General features: G+C 55.9%; 14 protein-coding genes and 1 tRNA gene. 14 read left to right on the top strand and 1 reads right to left on the bottom strand.

Annotated elements, in window-relative coordinates; translation table 11 throughout:
- Positions 1-3: 3 nt before the first annotated feature.
- Positions 4-1,269: an ATP-dependent RNA helicase RhlB gene (gene rhlB / locus G7090_RS22755; RefSeq protein WP_166184759.1), complete on the bottom strand. Its 1,266-nt coding sequence runs from the start codon at positions 1,267-1,269 to the stop codon at positions 4-6.
- A gap of 144 nt (positions 1,270-1,413) precedes the next feature.
- Here rhlB and trxA point away from each other — a divergent pair, with 144 nt between their 5' ends.
- From trxA to G7090_RS22685, 14 genes are all read left to right on the top strand, one after another.
- The gene (trxA, locus tag G7090_RS22750; protein WP_006179218.1) at positions 1,414-1,743 is read left to right on the top strand and encodes a thioredoxin TrxA; all 330 of its coding nucleotides are present in this window, start codon (positions 1,414-1,416) and stop codon (positions 1,741-1,743) included.
- Positions 1,744-2,081: 338 nt separating this feature from the next.
- Positions 2,082-3,341: a transcription termination factor Rho gene (rho, locus tag G7090_RS22745; protein WP_001054528.1), complete on the top strand. Its 1,260-nt coding sequence runs from the start codon at positions 2,082-2,084 to the stop codon at positions 3,339-3,341.
- A gap of 240 nt (positions 3,342-3,581) precedes the next feature.
- Positions 3,582-4,685 (top strand): UDP-N-acetylglucosamine--undecaprenyl-phosphate N-acetylglucosaminephosphotransferase, encoded by a 1,104-nt coding sequence (wecA, locus tag G7090_RS22740; RefSeq protein WP_106995949.1) that lies wholly within the window; start codon positions 3,582-3,584, stop codon positions 4,683-4,685.
- Positions 4,686-4,697: 12 nt separating this feature from the next.
- The gene (gene wzzE, locus G7090_RS22735; protein ID WP_166184756.1) at positions 4,698-5,744 is read left to right on the top strand and encodes an ECA polysaccharide chain length modulation protein; all 1,047 of its coding nucleotides are present in this window, start codon (positions 4,698-4,700) and stop codon (positions 5,742-5,744) included.
- Between the two features lie 57 nt (positions 5,745-5,801).
- Positions 5,802-6,932: a non-hydrolyzing UDP-N-acetylglucosamine 2-epimerase gene (wecB, locus tag G7090_RS22730; protein ID WP_166184753.1), complete on the top strand. Its 1,131-nt coding sequence runs from the start codon at positions 5,802-5,804 to the stop codon at positions 6,930-6,932.
- The gene (wecC, locus tag G7090_RS22725) at positions 6,929-8,191 is read left to right on the top strand and encodes a UDP-N-acetyl-D-mannosamine dehydrogenase (protein ID WP_166184750.1); all 1,263 of its coding nucleotides are present in this window, start codon (positions 6,929-6,931) and stop codon (positions 8,189-8,191) included. The genes wecB and wecC overlap by 4 nt, the downstream gene beginning before the upstream one ends.
- The gene (rffC, locus tag G7090_RS22720) at positions 8,191-8,865 is read left to right on the top strand and encodes a dTDP-4-amino-4,6-dideoxy-D-galactose acyltransferase (RefSeq protein WP_371811754.1); all 675 of its coding nucleotides are present in this window, start codon (positions 8,191-8,193) and stop codon (positions 8,863-8,865) included. Before wecC ends, rffC begins: the two co-directional genes overlap by 1 nt.
- Before the next feature lie 4 nt (positions 8,866-8,869).
- A complete protein-coding gene (rffA, locus tag G7090_RS22715; protein ID WP_166184746.1) occupies positions 8,870-10,000 on the top strand; it encodes a dTDP-4-amino-4,6-dideoxygalactose transaminase in 1,131 nt (376 codons plus the stop codon).
- A gap of 1 nt (position 10,001) precedes the next feature.
- On the top strand, positions 10,002-11,252 hold the full coding sequence (wzxE, locus tag G7090_RS22710; protein ID WP_166184743.1) for a lipid III flippase WzxE: 1,251 nt from the start codon (positions 10,002-10,004) through the stop codon (positions 11,250-11,252).
- Positions 11,249-12,328, top strand: a complete 1,080-nt coding sequence (locus G7090_RS22705; protein ID WP_166184740.1) for a TDP-N-acetylfucosamine:lipid II N-acetylfucosaminyltransferase — start codon at positions 11,249-11,251, stop codon at positions 12,326-12,328. Before wzxE ends, G7090_RS22705 begins: the two co-directional genes overlap by 4 nt.
- Positions 12,325-13,677: an ECA oligosaccharide polymerase gene (gene wzyE / locus G7090_RS22700; protein ID WP_166184737.1), complete on the top strand. Its 1,353-nt coding sequence runs from the start codon at positions 12,325-12,327 to the stop codon at positions 13,675-13,677. The genes G7090_RS22705 and wzyE overlap by 4 nt, the downstream gene beginning before the upstream one ends.
- Positions 13,678-13,689: 12 nt before the next feature.
- Complete coding sequence (wecG, locus tag G7090_RS22695) at positions 13,690-14,430, top strand: lipopolysaccharide N-acetylmannosaminouronosyltransferase (RefSeq protein ID WP_166184734.1); 741 nt, start codon at positions 13,690-13,692, stop codon at positions 14,428-14,430.
- Positions 14,431-14,697: 267 nt separating this feature from the next.
- Positions 14,698-16,080 (top strand): amino acid permease, encoded by a 1,383-nt coding sequence (locus G7090_RS22690; protein ID WP_166184731.1) that lies wholly within the window; start codon positions 14,698-14,700, stop codon positions 16,078-16,080.
- Between the two features lie 105 nt (positions 16,081-16,185).
- Positions 16,186-16,262, top strand: a tRNA-Arg gene (locus tag G7090_RS22685).
- The last annotated feature ends 11 nt before the right edge of the window (positions 16,263-16,273 follow it).

Here is a 16,273-nt window from a genome sequence, read left to right as displayed (position 1 = left end):
TTTTTAACCTGAACGACGACGGTTACGCGGGGCGCTGTTACGGCGCGGGCCATTGCCGGAACGGGCGCGGGTCAGGCGCTTCGCTGGTGGCAGTTCGCTTAACAGCGCATCCGGGTTGTATTTACTCTGCGGAATCGAGTGACCGATGTAGGTCTCAATTGCCGGCAGGTTCAGGGCGTACTCTTCACAGGCAAGGCTGATAGAGTGACCGCTGGCGCCCGCACGACCGGTACGGCCGATACGGTGAACGTAATCTTCGCAATCATCCGGCAGGTCGTAGTTGAAGACGTGGGTGACCGCCGGGATGTGCAGACCGCGTGCGGCGACGTCCGTTGCTACCAGAATATCCAGGTCGCCACGGGTGAAATCTTCAAGAATGCGCAGGCGTTTTTTCTGCGCGACGTCGCCGGTCAACAGACCTACACGGTGTCCATCCGCAGCCAGATGGCCCCAGATATCTTCACAACGGTGTTTGGTGTTGGCGAATACAATGGCGCGATCTGGCCACTCTTCTTCGATCAGCGTTTGCAGTAAACGCATTTTCTCTTCGTTCGACGGGTAGAAGAGCTCTTCTTTAATACGGTGGCCGGTTTTCTGTTCCGGTTCCACTTCAACGTATTCAGCGTTATTCATCTGTTCGAACGCCAGTTCACGCACGCGATACGACAGCGTTGCCGAGAACAGCATGTTCAGGCGCTGGTTAGCGACAGGCATGCGGCGGAATAGCCAGCGGATATCTTTAATGAAGCCCAGATCGTACATGCGATCGGCTTCATCCAGTACCACAACCTGGATAGCACCGAGGTTAATGTGGTTCTGTTTGGCGTAATCGATCAGACGGCCGGTGGTGCCGATCAAAATATCGACGCCGCTTTCCAGCACTTTCAGCTGTTTGTCGTAACCGTCACCGCCGTAGGCCAGGCCGAGTTTCAGGCCGGTGGTCTGTGCCAGCGGTTCTGCGTCAGCGTGGATCTGTACCGCCAGTTCTCGCGTCGGGGCCATGATCAGCGCGCGCGGCTGGTTAACTTTGCGGTCAGCAATTGCCGGGTGAGAAAGTAAATAATGAAACGTTGACGTTAAAAACGCCATCGTTTTGCCGGTACCGGTTTGCGCCTGCCCTGCAACATCGCGACCTGCCAGCGTTAGCGGGAGGGCGAGAGCCTGAATAGGCGTGCAGTTATGAAACCCTTTATTTTCAAGGGCTTCGATGACTTTTGGGTGCAGGGCGAAGTCGGAAAACTTCTGTTCTGTTAAATGTGTTTTGCTCATAGTGTGGTAGAATATCAGCTATCTATTGCTTTACGAAAGCGTATCCGGTGAAATAAAGTCAACCTTTAGTTGGTTAATGCTACATCAACAGGTCGTTGATGGAAGCGAGATCAACGCACCAGGCTTATTCCTGTGGAGTTATATATGAGCGATAAAATTATTCACCTGACTGACGACAGTTTTGACACGGACGTACTTAAAGCTGACGGGCTGATCCTCGTCGATTTCTGGGCTGAATGGTGTGGTCCTTGCAAAATGATCGCCCCGATTCTGGATGAGATCGCTGACGAATATCAGGGCAAACTGACCGTAGCGAAACTGAACATCGACCAGAACCCTGGCACCGCGCCTAAGTACGGCATCCGCGGCATCCCAACGCTGCTGCTGTTCAAAAACGGTGAAGTTGCGGCGACCAAAGTGGGCGCACTGTCCAAAGGTCAACTGAAAGAGTTCCTGGACGCCAACCTGGCGTAAGGTTCTCGTCTGTGCGTCCAGGGTTTCTAAATTGTTTGGATCTCTGGACGCCCGGCTTGAGTCGTGCTAAGTTACCTATGACTTCGTTTTAAACATACCTTGTTGTTTGAATCTTGTTTTACCCGATACTTCCCGTTGTTTCCTTTAAACAGTGCGTGAAGTGGATAGATTCCGGGCTTGTCACTCAATCCGTCTTGTCGTTTCAGTTCTGTGCTTTCCCTGTGACCAGACAGCGAACAGACATGAGTTGATGGCCGCTAAACAGGCATGGATGACCCTGCCATACCATTCACAAATTAAGTTCGAGTATCACCCCGAGTTTAAGAACCCACACCATTATGAATCTTACCGAATTAAAGAATACGCCGGTTTCTGAGCTGATCACTCTCGGCGAAAATATGGGACTGGAAAACCAGGCTCGTATGCGCAAGCAGGACATCATTTTTGCCATCCTGAAGCAGCACGCAAAGAGTGGCGAAGATATCTTTGGCGACGGTGTGCTGGAGATATTGCAGGACGGATTTGGTTTCCTCCGCTCTGCAGACAGCTCCTACCTCGCCGGTCCTGATGATATCTACGTTTCCCCCAGCCAAATCCGCCGTTTCAACCTCCGCACTGGTGACACCATTTCAGGTAAGATTCGTCCTCCTAAAGAGGGTGAACGCTACTTTGCGCTGTTGAAAGTTAACGAAGTTAACTACGACAAACCAGAAAACTCGCGCAATAAGATCCTGTTCGAGAACTTAACGCCGCTGCACGCGAACTCTCGCCTGCGCATGGAGCGTGGTAACGGTTCTACCGAAGACTTAACCGCTCGCGTTCTGGATCTGGCGTCTCCGATTGGTCGTGGCCAGCGTGGTCTGATTGTGGCACCGCCAAAAGCGGGTAAAACCATGCTGCTGCAGAATATCGCGCAGAGCATCGCTTACAACCACCCAGACTGCGTGCTGATGGTACTGCTGATTGACGAACGTCCGGAAGAAGTGACCGAGATGCAGCGTCTGGTAAAAGGTGAAGTGGTTGCTTCTACCTTCGACGAACCAGCATCCCGTCACGTTCAGGTTGCGGAAATGGTTATTGAGAAGGCGAAGCGTCTGGTTGAGCATAAAAAAGACGTTATCATCCTGCTCGACTCCATTACCCGTCTGGCGCGTGCCTATAACACCGTGGTTCCGGCTTCCGGTAAAGTATTGACCGGTGGTGTGGATGCCAACGCCCTGCACCGTCCGAAGCGTTTCTTCGGTGCTGCGCGTAACGTGGAAGAGGGCGGTAGCCTGACCATCATCGCCACCGCGCTGATCGATACCGGTTCGAAGATGGATGAAGTTATCTACGAAGAGTTTAAAGGTACAGGCAACATGGAACTGCACCTCTCTCGTAAGATTGCGGAAAAACGCGTCTTCCCGGCTATCGACTACAACCGTTCCGGTACCCGTAAAGAAGAGCTGCTCACCACTCAGGAAGAGCTGCAGAAAATGTGGATCCTGCGCAAAATCATCCATCCAATGGGTGAAATCGACGCAATGGAGTTCCTCATTAACAAACTGGCGATGACCAAAACTAACGACGATTTCTTCGATATGATGAAACGCTCGTAAAGTAAATAAAGCGCCTGAACGCCACGTTTTTACGTGGCGTTTTTCTTTTCTGACTTATACGCTGTTACAGTGCGCTGTAGAATTATTCTGCGGATGGCGAAAATCGGAATGTTCGTCAAAGTAGAAAATTAATTGTTTGAAAAATAAACAAAGGGACTTGGGTGAGGCCTGCTTTTTCCTTCTGGAGCCGAGCCTTCAAGGTTATACTTCCGGGATTAACATTTGTTGAGAGTATCCATAGTGAATCTACTCACCGCGGTGACTGAGCTAATCAGTATTTTTCTTTTCACCACCTGCTTTCTATTTCTTGCCCGTAAGGCGGCGAAGAGAGTCGGTCTGGTGGATAAGCCCAATTATCGTAAACGCCATCAAGGCTTGATTCCGCTGGTTGGCGGAATCTCTGTTTATGCGGGCATCTGTTTTACCTTCAGTATTGCGGATTACTATATCCCGCATGCGGCGCTCTATCTGTCCTGTGCCGGTGTGCTGGTACTGGTGGGGGCGCTGGACGACAGATTCGATATTAGCGTGAAGTTCCGCGCCGCGGTTCAGGCGGCTATCGGCGTCATCATGATGGTAGTCGGGAAGCTCTACCTTAGCAGCCTCGGCTATATCTTCGGTACCTGGGAGATGGTGCTGGGGCCGTTCGGCTACTTCCTGACACTGTTTGCCGTGTGGGCGGCGATTAACGCCTTTAACATGGTGGACGGCATTGACGGCCTGCTGGGTGGTCTCTCCAGCGTTTCGTTCGCCGCAATCGGCATCATCCTGTGGTTCGACGGTCAGTACAGCCTGTCGATGTGGTGCTTTGCAATGATTGCCGCCATTCTGCCTTATATCCTCCTTAACCTGGGTGTGCTGGGCCGTCGCTACAAAGTCTTTATGGGCGATGCCGGGAGTACGCTGATTGGTTTTACCGTTATCTGGATCCTGCTGGAAACCACTCAAGGGAATACCCACCCGATCAGCCCGGTGACGGCGCTGTGGATTATTGCTATTCCGCTGATGGATATGGTGGCGATTATGTATCGCCGTCTGCGTAAAGGGATGAGTCCGTTCTCGCCAGATCGTCAACACATTCACCATCTCATTATGCGCGCCGGCTTCACCTCGCGTCAGGCATTTGTCTTAATTACCCTGGCCGCGGCTCTGCTGGCCGGGATCGGTGTTGCCGCAGAATACGCACATTTCATCCCTGAATGGGTAATGTTGGTATTATTCTTGCTAGCATTTTTCCTGTACGGCTACTGTATTAAACGCGCATGGAAAGTGGCGCGGTTTATTAAACGCGTGAAGCGCCGTATGCGTCGAAATAATGGCAATAACCCAACTTTAACCAAGTAAATCGGGACTGTAATGACTCAACCGTTGGCGGGAGCAAAATCAGTGGTAACTGAGAATGAGCTGGATGTTCGTGGCTTGTTCCGCGTGTTATGGGCGGGCAAGTTTTGGATTGTAGGTATGGCGCTGGGCTTTGCACTTATCGCTCTGGCTTATACCTTTTTCGCCAGACAGGAGTGGAGCGCGACGGCGATTACCGATCGTCCGACGGTGAACATGCTCGGAGGTTTCTACTCCCAGCAACAGTTTTTGCGTAACCTGGATGTAAAAGCGAATCCGACCTCCGCCGACCAACCTTCGGTGATGGATGAGTCTTACAAAGAGTTCATCATGCAGCTCGCCTCCTGGGATACTCGTCGTGATTTCTGGAACCAGACCGACTATTTCAAACAGCGGATGGTGGGCAACAGCAAGGCCGATGCCGCCCTGCTGGATGAGCTGATCAACAATATTCAGTTTATGGCGGGCGACCCGCTGCGCAACATCAATGACAACGTCAAACTGATTGCGGAAACCGCGCCAGATGCGAATAACCTGCTGCGTCAGTACGTCGCGTTTGCCAGCCAGCGAGCGGCCAGCCATCTGAATGATGAGCTGAAAGGGGCCTGGGCGGCGCGTACCGTACAGATGAAAGCGCAGGTCAAACGTCAGGAAGAGGTAGCGAAAGCGATCTTCAATCGCCGGGTACATAATATTGAACAGGCGCTGAAGATTGCTGAGAAGAGCAATATCTCCCGCAGCGAAACCGACGTGCCGGCGGCCGAACTGCCGGACTCTGAAATGTTCCTGCTGGGCCGCCCGATGCTGCAGGCGCGTCTGGAAAACCTGCAGGCCGTGGGGCCGGATGTTGACCTCGACTACGACCAAAATCGCGCCATGCTGACCACCCTCAACGTAGGTCCGACACTGGACCCACGTTTTCAGACCTATCGTTATTTGCGAACTCCTGAAGAACCTGTAAAACGCGATAGTCCACGTCGTGCATTCCTGATGATTATGTGGGGGATTGTGGGTGCCTTAATTGGTGCTGGCGTGGCATTAACCCGTCGTCGTAAAAATTAAGAACGCCATCTACGATGAAGGCTTATGGCCTTCATCGCTTAATCGAAGAGAATCGATGTGAAAGTACTAACCGTCTTTGGTACGAGGCCGGAAGCCATCAAGATGGCGCCCCTGGTTCATGCGCTGGCAAGCGACCCTTATTTTGAGGCGAAAGTTTGCGTTACCGCACAGCATCGGGAGATGCTGGATCAGGTCCTTAACCTCTTTTCTATTGTTCCCGATTACGACCTCAATATTATGAAGCCGGGACAAGGATTAACTGAAATTACCTGCCGTATTCTGGAAGGGTTAAAACCTATTCTTGAGTCGTTTAAGCCTGATGTCGTGCTGGTGCATGGAGATACCACCACCACCATCGCCACCAGCCTGGCGGCGTTCTATCAGCGTATTCCGGTGGGGCATGTCGAAGCCGGATTACGTACCGGCGATCTCTCCTCCCCCTGGCCTGAAGAGGCGAATCGTACCCTGACCGGGCATCTGGCGATGTACCACTTCGCGCCGACGGAGAACTCCCGGCAGAACCTGCTGCGCGAGAACGTTAACGACCAGCATATCTTTGTCACCGGCAACACGGTGATCGATGCCCTGATCCGGGTGCGCGACCGGGTGCAGGCGAGTGACACCCTGCGTGGCGAACTGGCGGAGCGGTATCCTTTCCTGGCTACTGGCAAAAAGATGATCCTGGTCACCGGACACCGTCGGGAAAGCTTTGGTCAGGGCTTCGAGCAAATCTGCCATGCGCTGGCGGAGATCGCAGCACTTAATGAAGATGTGCAGATTGTCTATCCGGTTCACCTGAATCCCAACGTCAGTGAGCCGGTCAACCGCATCCTGGGGCACGTTGAAAACGTCATCCTTATTGAGCCGCAGGACTATCTGCCTTTCGTCTGGCTGATGAATCACGCCTGGCTGATCCTGACTGACTCTGGCGGCATTCAGGAAGAGGCGCCTTCACTGGGAAAACCGGTGCTGGTGATGCGTGAAACCACCGAGCGACCGGAAGCGGTCAAAGCCGGAACGGTGCGGCTGGTGGGTACTGATTCACGAACCATCGTGGAAGAGGTGACGCGCCTGCTACATAACAACGAAGAGTATCAGGCCATGAGCCGGGCCCATAATCCGTATGGTGATGGCCAGGCCTGTGACCGTATTTTGCACGCACTTAAACACAATCAGGTATCGCTATGAGTTTTACTACCATTTCCGTCATTGGTCTTGGCTACATTGGGCTGCCAACGGCGGCGGCATTTGCCTCCCGTCAAAAACAGGTAGTGGGTGTGGATATCAACCAGCATGTGGTTGCGACGATCAACAGGGGTGAAATTCATATTGTTGAGTCGGATCTCGACAACGTGGTGAAAATAGCTGTTGAAGGCGGATACCTGAAAGCCAGTACCACGCCAGTGACCGCCGATGCCTATCTGATTGCCGTGCCAACGCCATTCAAAGGCGATCATGAGCCGGATATGGTGTATGTCGAGGCAGCTGCCAAATCCATCGCCCCAGTGCTGAAAAAAGGCGCCCTGGTGATCCTGGAGTCGACCTCCCCGGTGGGTGCCACCGAGCAGATGGCACAGTGGCTGGCCGAGGCGCGTCCGGATCTGACTTTCCCACAGCAGGCGGGCGAGCAGGCGGATATTAACGTCGCCTACTGCCCGGAGCGCGTGCTGCCGGGGCAGGTGATGGTCGAACTGATTAAAAACGATCGCGTGATAGGCGGCATGACCCCGGTCTGTTCCGCCCGCGCCAGCGAGCTGTATAACATCTTCCTCGAAGGCGAGTGCGTGGTGACCAACTCCCGTACCGCCGAGATGTGCAAGCTGACGGAAAACAGCTTCCGCGACGTCAACATCGCGTTTGCCAATGAACTGTCGCTGATTTGCGCCGATCAGGAAATTAACGTCTGGGAATTGATTCGTCTGGCGAACCGCCATCCGCGCGTCAATATCCTGCAACCTGGTCCGGGCGTAGGCGGCCACTGTATCGCGGTCGACCCGTGGTTTATCGTGGCGCAGAACCCGCAGCAGGCGCGCCTGATCCGTACGGCCCGCGAAGTGAACGACAGCAAACCGCACTGGGTGCTGAACCAGGTGAAAGCCACGGTGGCGGATTACCTGACGCAGAGCGGCAAGCGGGCGAACGAGGTGACCATCGCCTGTTTTGGTCTCGCCTTTAAGCCGAACATTGACGATCTGCGTGAAAGCCCGGCGATGGAAATTGCTGAGATGATTGCCGACTGGCACAGCGGTGAAACCCAGGTGGTTGAACCCAATATCCATGAGCTGCCGAACAAGCTGGCTGGACACTGCACCCTGACGCGTGTGGATGATGCGCTGGCCACCGCCGATGTGCTGGTACTGCTGGTGGATCATAACGAGTTTAAAGCGATTTCGGGCGATGCCGTGCGTCAGGAATTTATCGTTGATACCAAAGGTGTCTGGCGCTGATGCAGTTGCGTGGCGAATTACAGCCGCTGGACTGGGAAAGTCAGTTTTTCTCCCTGCCCACGGCCATTGTGCGCCTGGCTGATAACGCCCCGTTGCTGGCGGCTGATGATTTAGCCGCCTGGCAACGTGTGCAGGCCAAAATTCCGGCCACCCGGGCCGACTGGCTGGATGCCCTCCAGCAGCAGGGCTTCAGGCTGGTGGAAGGTGAAGTCGATCTCGCGATCGCGGTGACGCAGCATGCGTGTCCTGGAGCGGAGATCGCCACGGAGCAGGATATCCCGGCGCTGCGCCAGCTAGCCGCTCAGGCGTTTGCGCAGAGCCGCTTTCGCACGCCCTGGTACGCCCCGGACGACAGCGGTCGCTTCTATGCCCAGTGGATCGAAAATGCGGTAAAAGGCAGTTTCGACCATCTCTGCCTGGTGTTCCGTGCGCCGGATGGCGCCATCCAGGGGTTTGTCTCCCTGCGTAAACTGAATGACACCGAGGCGCGTATTGGCCTGCTGGCCGGGCGTGGCATGGGGGAGCGGTTAATGCAGGCGGCGCTGTGCTGGGCTCAGCAACAGCAGCTTTCTACTTTGCGGGTGGCGACCCAGATGGGCAACACCGCCGCGCTTAAACGTTATATCGCCAGCGGCGGCAACATCGAAACCACCGCTTACTGGCTATACAGGTGACAAGATGATCCCATTTAATGCGCCTCCTGTGGTGGGCACCGAACTTGATTACATGCAGTCTGCGATGGGCAGCGGCAAACTCTGTGGTGATGGCGGCTACACGCGTCGTTGCCAGCAGTGGATGGAGCAGCGTTTTCAGAGCGCGAAAGTCCTGCTGACCCCGTCCTGCACCGCCTCGCTGGAGATGGCAGCCCTGCTGCTGGACATCGGTGCTGGCGATGAAGTGATCATGCCGAGCTACACCTTCGTCTCCACCGCCAACGCCTTCGTGCTGCGCGGGGCGAAAATCGTCTTCGTGGATGTCCGCCCGGATACCATGAACATTGACGAGAAGCTGATTGAAGCGGCAATCACCGACAAGACCCGCGCCATCGTGCCGGTGCACTATGCCGGTGTGGCCTGTGAGATGGACACCATCATGGCGATCGCCAAAAAGCACAACCTGTATGTGGTGGAAGATGCTGCGCAGGGCGTGATGTCCACCTACAAAGGCCGCGCCCTGGGTACCATCGGGCATATCGGCTGCTTTAGCTTCCACGAAACCAAAAACTACACCGCAGGCGGTGAAGGCGGCGCGACCCTGATTAACGATCGCGCCCTGGTGGAGCGCGCGGAGATCATCCGCGAGAAAGGCACTAACCGCAGCCAGTTCTTCCGTGGGCAGGTGGATAAGTACACCTGGCGCGATATCGGCTCCAGTTACCTGATGGCGGATCTGCAGGCCGCGTATCTATGGGCCCAGCTGGAGGCGGCAGACCGCATCAACCAGCAGCGCCTGGCGCTGTGGCAGACCTATTACGATGCGCTGGCCCCGCTGGCGCGCAAAGGCCGTATCGAGCTGCCGACTATCCCTGCGGACTGCGTGCATAACGCGCATATGTTCTACATCAAGCTGCGGGATAACGACGATCGCAGCGAGCTGATCGCGTACCTGAAAGAGGCTGAGATCCTGGCGGTGTTCCACTACATTCCGCTGCACTCCAGCCCGGCCGGTGAAGCCTTTGGCCAGTTCGTGGGTGAAGATCGCTTCACTACCAAAGAAAGTGAGCGGTTACTCCGCTTGCCGCTGTTCTATAACCTCGCTGCGGTCAACCAGCGCACGGTCATTAATACCCTTCTGAGTTATTTCGGCTGATATGTCTCTGGCGAAAGCATCGGTGTGGACCGCCGCGTCCACACTCGTCAAGATCGGCACAGGACTGCTGGTCGTCAAACTGCTGGCGGTCTCATTTGGCCCTTCTGGTGTCGGACAGGCGGGTAACTTCCGTCAGCTGGTTACCGTGCTGGGCGTGCTGGCCGGGGCGGGGATCTTCAACGGCGTCACCAAGTACGTCGCGCAATATCATGATGATAAGGCGCAATTACGCATGGTGGTCGGGACATCCTCAGCGATGGTGCTGGGCTTTTCCACCCTGCTGGCGGTGATCTTTTTACTGGCGGCCGCGCCCATCAGCCAGGGGCTGTTTGGTCATACGGGTTATCAGGGCCTGGTGCGGCTGGTGGCGTTAGTGCAGATGGGCATCGCCTGGGCGAACCTGCTGCTGGCGCTGATGAAGGGCTTCCGCGATGCCGCCGGCAATGCCCTGGCGCTGATTGTTGGTAGCCTGATTGGGGTCGTCGCCTACTACGCCTGCTATCGTCTCGGCGGCTACGAAGGCGCGCTGCTGGGGCTGGCGCTGGTTCCGGCGCTGGTGGTGATCCCGGCGGCGGTGATGCTGATGCGCAGAGGCACGATTCCGCTGCACTATCTCAAGCCGAAATGGGACAAGCTCCTCGCAGGACAGCTGGGTAAATTTACCCTGATGGTGCTTATCACCTCCGTCACTCTGCCGGTGGCCTATGTGATGATGCGAAACCTGCTGGCAGCGCACTACAGCTGGGATGAGGTAGGGATCTGGCAAGGGGTCAGCAGCATCTCGGATGCCTATCTGCAGTTTATTACTGCCTCCTTTAGCGTCTACCTGCTACCAACCCTGTCGCGACTTACCGCCCGGCAGGAGATCACCCGCGAGATACTCCGCTCCCTGCGCTTCGTCTTACCGGCAGTGGCGGCGGCCAGCTTTACCGTCTGGCTGCTGCGTGATGTCGCCATCTGGCTGCTGTTCTCCGACAAGTTTACCGCGATGCGCGATTTGTTCGCCTGGCAGCTGGTGGGCGATGTGCTGAAAGTAGGCGCTTACGTCTTTGGCTATCTGGTGATCGCTAAAGCCTCGTTAAAGCTCTATATCCTGGCGGAAATCAGCCAGTTCACGTTGCTGACGGCGTTCTCTCACTGGCTGATCCCCGCGCACGGCGCGCTGGGTGCGGCTCAGGCCTATATGGCCACCTACATTGTCTATTTTGCTGCCTGTTGCGGCGTCTTTTTACTTTGGCATAAACGCGCATGACTGCACTGATTCACGTCCTGGGATCGGATATCCCACACCATAACCAGACCGTACTGCGGTTCTTTAATGATGAGCTGGCCCCCGGCAGCGTGCATGCGCGCGAATTTATGGTGGCGGGGAAGGATACCGGCCTCAGCGCCGCCTGCCCGGCACTGAATCTCACTTTCTGGCCGGACAAAGCATCGCTTGCCAACGCGGTGATCGCCAAAGCCAAAGCGGATCGCCAGCAGCGTTTCTTTTTCCACGGGCAGTTCAATACCGGCCTGTGGCTGGCGCTGCTGAGCGGGGGCATCAAGCCCGCGCAGTTTAACTGGCATATCTGGGGCGCAGACCTGTATGAAGTCTCCCAGGGCTGGAAGTTCCGTCTCTTCTACCCGCTGCGTCGCATGGCGCAGGGGCGCGTGGGCTGTATCTTTGCCACCCGCGGCGATCTGAACTATTTCGCCCAACGTCATCCGAACGTCCGCGGTGAGCTGCTCTATTTCCCGACCCGCATGGATCCCGCCCTGAACGGCTTAGCCAGTGACGTGAAACGCGAGGGCAAGCTGACGATTCTGGTGGGCAACTCCGGAGACCGCAGCAACGAGCATATTGCGGCACTGAAGGCGGTGCATCAGCAGTTTGGCGATACGGTCAACGTGATCGTGCCCATGGGCTATCCTGCTAATAACGCGGCGTACATCGATGAAGTCCGTCAGAGCGGGCTGGCGCTGTTTAGCCCGGAGAATCTGCAGATCCTCAGCGATAAGCTGGCCTTTGACGACTACCTCGCCTTGCTGCGCCAGTGCGATCTGGGCTACTTCATCTTCGCGCGTCAGCAGGGGATTGGCACGCTGTGTCTGCTGATCCAGGCGGGCGTACCGTGCGTGCTTAACCGCGACAACCCGTTCTGGCAGGATATGGCGGAGCAGCACATTCCGGTGCTGTTCACCACCGACGACCTGAATGAAGGAGTGGTGCGTGAAGCGCAGCGACAGCTGACGCAGGTGGATAAGCACGCCATCGACTTCTTTAGCCCGAACTACCTCACGCCGTGGCATCAGGCGCTGCGGATCGCCTCAGGGGAGAAAACATGAGCCAGTTGCAATTTAGCGGCCTGTTGGTCATCTGGCTTCTGAGCGCGCTGTTTATCGCGACCCTGACCTGGTTCGAGTTCCGGCGGGTGCGTTTTAACTTCAACGTCTTTTTCTCGCTGCTGTTTCTGCTGACCTTTTACTTTGGCTTCCCGCTGACCAGCATGCTGGTATTCCGCTTCGATGTGGCCGTCGTGCCACCGGAGATCCTGATGCAGGCGCTGCTGTCAGCCACCTGCTTCTATGGGGTGTACTACGTTGCCTATAAAACGCGGCTGAAGCCCGCCCGCTCTGGCGCTGAGCGACGGCCTCTGTTTACCATGAACCGGGTCGAGACCCATCTGACATGGATGATGCTGATGGGGATTGCGCTGGTCACCGTCGGTATCTTCTTTATGCATAACGGCTTTTTGCTGTTTAAGCTGCACTCCTACAGTCAGATTTTCTCCAGCGAAGTCTCCGGGGTGGCACTCAAGCGCTTCTTCTACTTCTTTATTCCGGCGATGCTGGTGATCTATTTTCTGCGCCAGAATGCCCGGGCGTGGCTGTTTTTCCTCGTCAGCACCGTGGCGTTTGGTCTGCTGACCTACATGATTGTCGGCGGCACGCGAGCCAACATCATTATCGCCTTCGCCATCTTCCTGTTTATCGGCATCATTCGCGGCTGGATCTCGCTGTGGATGCTGGCCGCTGCAGGTGTAATGGGGATCGTAGGCATGTTCTGGCTGGCGCTGAAACGCTATGGCATGGACGTCAGCGGCGATGAGGCGTTTTACACCTTCCTGTACCTCACCCGCGATACCTTCTCGCCGTGGGAGAATCTGGCCCTGCTGCTGCAAAACTACGACAAAATCGACTTCCAGGGGCTGGCGCCCATCGTGCGTGATTTTTATGTCTTTATCCCCACCTGGCTATGGCCGGACAGGCCGGGCGTGGTCCTGAACACCGCCAACTACTTTACCTGGGAAGTGCTGAACAACCACTCCGGGCTGGCGATTTCCCCGACGCTGATCGGCTCGCTGGTAGTGATGGGCGGCGGCTGGTTTATCCTGCCCGGGGCAATCGCCGTGGGGCTGATTATCAAATGGTTTGACTGGCTTTATACACTGGGCAATCAGGAGACCAATCGCTATAAGGCAGCGATTTTGCATAGTTTCTGTTTCGGTGCCATTTTCAATATGATCGTGCTGGCGCGAGAAGGACTGGATTCGTTCGTCTCCCGCGTGGTCTTTTTCATGGTGGTTTTTGGCGCCTGTCTGCTGATGGCGAAGCTGCTGTACTGGCTGTTCGACAGCGCCGGGTTAGTGCACAAGCGCGAACCGGCAAACGGCAGGGCGCTTTCGCGAGTCTGAGTAAGGATAATAATGACTGACAATACCTCTGCGCCGCAGTATGACCTGCGGGGCCTGAAGCTGATCGGCTGGCGTGATATGCAACATGCGCTGGACTATCTCTGCGCCGGTGACAGGATTAAAACCGGCACGCTGGTGGCCATCAATGCAGAAAAAATGCTTACCATTGAGGACAACGCTCAGGTGCGGGAGCTCATTGAGGCGGCAGAGTTTAAATACGCTGATGGGATAAGCGTAGTGCGCTCGGTGCGTAAGAAATACCCGGATGCCAACATCTCCCGTGTGGCAGGGGCCGACCTCTGGGAAGCGCTGATGGCACGAGCGGGTGCAGACGGCACGCCGGTGTTCCTCATCGGCGGCAAGCCGGAGATTCTGGCGCAAACCGAGCAGAAGCTGCGGACCCAGTGGCAGGTAAATATCGTCGGCAGCCAGGACGGTTACTTCAACGCCGAGCAGCAGCAGGCGCTGTTTGCCCGGATTCGTGACAGTGGGGCGAAGATTGTCACCGTGGCGATGGGCTCCCCGCGTCAGGAGATCCTGATGCGCGACTGCCGTCAGGTCTACCCGGACGCGCTGTACATGGGGGTGGGCGGCACCTACGACGTCTTTACCGGCCATGTGAAGCGGGCACCAAAGGTCTGGCAGAACCTGGGGCTGGAGTGGCTGTATCGCCTGTTATCACAGCCCAGCCGCATCAGCCGCCAGCTGCGTCTGCTGCGTTATCTCGGCTGGCACTACTCCGGTCGGCTTTAATCTCTTATTTGCAGCGCGATCTGCTGGTCGCGCTGCAACCTGCCTGCAAATCTGCTGCTTTTCTGTGCAATACATTCATTTTTTTAACGCATCGTTTGCCATTTCGCCCAATTTAAGAAACCATTCCTCCCCGCACTACCGTATCAGGCTGTTTTTGCATCAACCGTTAATATAAACGGTCCATATCGCACAGCCCGTGATAGCACATCTGTACCTATAACAATAACCGGCTCAGGCCGGGAGAGTCGCAAGCACAACCGAGGATTTATGGCAGAGAAAAAACCGGAGCTTCAGCGTGGGCTGGAAGCTCGTCATATCGAACTTATCGCCCTGGGCGGGACGATTGGCGTGGGCCTGTTTATGGGCTCCGCCAGTACCCTGAAATGGGCGGGGCCGTCGGTCCTGCTGGCGTATATCATCGCCGGGCTGTTCGTCTTCTTTATCATGCGCTCGATGGGCGAAATGCTGTTCCTTGAGCCGGTTGCCGGTTCGTTCGCCGTCTACGCTCATCGCTACATGAGCCCGTTCTTTGGCTATCTCACGGCCTGGTCCTACTGGTTTATGTGGATGGCGGTCGGGATATCGGAGATCACCGCCATCGGAGTCTATGTGCAGTTCTGGTTCCCGGAGATGGCGCAATGGATACCCGCGCTGATCGCCGTGGGGCTGGTGGCACTGGCCAACCTCGCGGCCGTGCGTCTGTACGGTGAGATTGAATTCTGGTTCGCGATGATCAAAGTCACCACCATCATCGTCATGATCGTCATCGGGGTAGGGGTTATCTTCTTTGGTTTTGGCAACGGTGGGCAGGCGATTGGCTTTGGCAATCTGACCGAGCACGGCGGCTTCTTTGCTGGCGGCTGGAAGGGCTTCCTGACGGCGCTGTGCATCGTGGTGGCGTCCTATCAGGGCGTTGAGCTGATCGGCATCACCGCTGGCGAAGCCAAAAACCCGCAGGTGACTCTGCGCAGCGCGGTAGGCAAAGTGCTGTGGCGTATCCTGATCTTCTATGTGGGCGCGATTTTCGTCATCGTCACTATCTTCCCGTGGAACCAGATTGGCACCACCGGCAGCCCGTTTGTGCTGACCTTCGCCAAAATCGGTATTACCGCGGCGGCAGGCATTATCAACTTTGTGGTGCTGACGGCGGCACTGTCCGGCTGTAACAGCGGCATGTACAGCTGCGGGCGTATGCTTTATGCCCTGGCGAAAAATCGCCAGCTTCCGGCGGCGGTAGGCAAAGTCTCCCGTGCGGGAGTACCGGTGGCGGGAGTGGCCATCTCAATTGCCATCCTGCTGGTGGGATCATGCCTGAACTACATCATCCCGAACCCGCAGCGCGTCTTTGTCTACGTGTACAGCGCCAGCGTTCTGCCGGGAATGGTGCCGTGGTTTGTGATCCTGATTAGCCAGCTACGTTTCCGTCAGGCACATAAGAAAGCGATCGCCAGCCATCCGTTCCGCTCCATTCTGTTCCCATGGGCGAACTATCTGACCATGGCTTTCCTGATCTGCGTGCTGATCGGCATGTATTTCAATGAAGACACTCGCATGTCGCTGTATGTCGGGATGATATTTATCGCTGCCGTGAGCCTGGGATATAAGCTTTTTGGCCTGGGACGACACGTCGAAAGTGGCAAAACGCAGTAATATGCGGCAAAGTGCGCAAACTGTAATCAAACGCGCATTTATTTTGAAAAAGCACTAGACAGCAGACCGAGACCTCCGTAATATCCAGCCCCGCAACGGCGCTAAGCGCCCGTAGCTCAGCTGGATAGAGCGCTGCCCTCCGGAGGCAGAGGTCTCAGGTTCGAATCCTGTCGGGCGCACCATTTTACCCGGT

It is taken from the genome of Leclercia sp. 29361 (genome assembly GCF_011290365.1).
In the GTDB taxonomy this organism is placed as follows: domain Bacteria; phylum Pseudomonadota; class Gammaproteobacteria; order Enterobacterales; family Enterobacteriaceae; genus Enterobacter; species Enterobacter tamurae.
The sequence above is the reverse complement of the archived record's forward strand: the minus strand, read 5'-3'. Positions and strand labels throughout refer to the sequence as shown.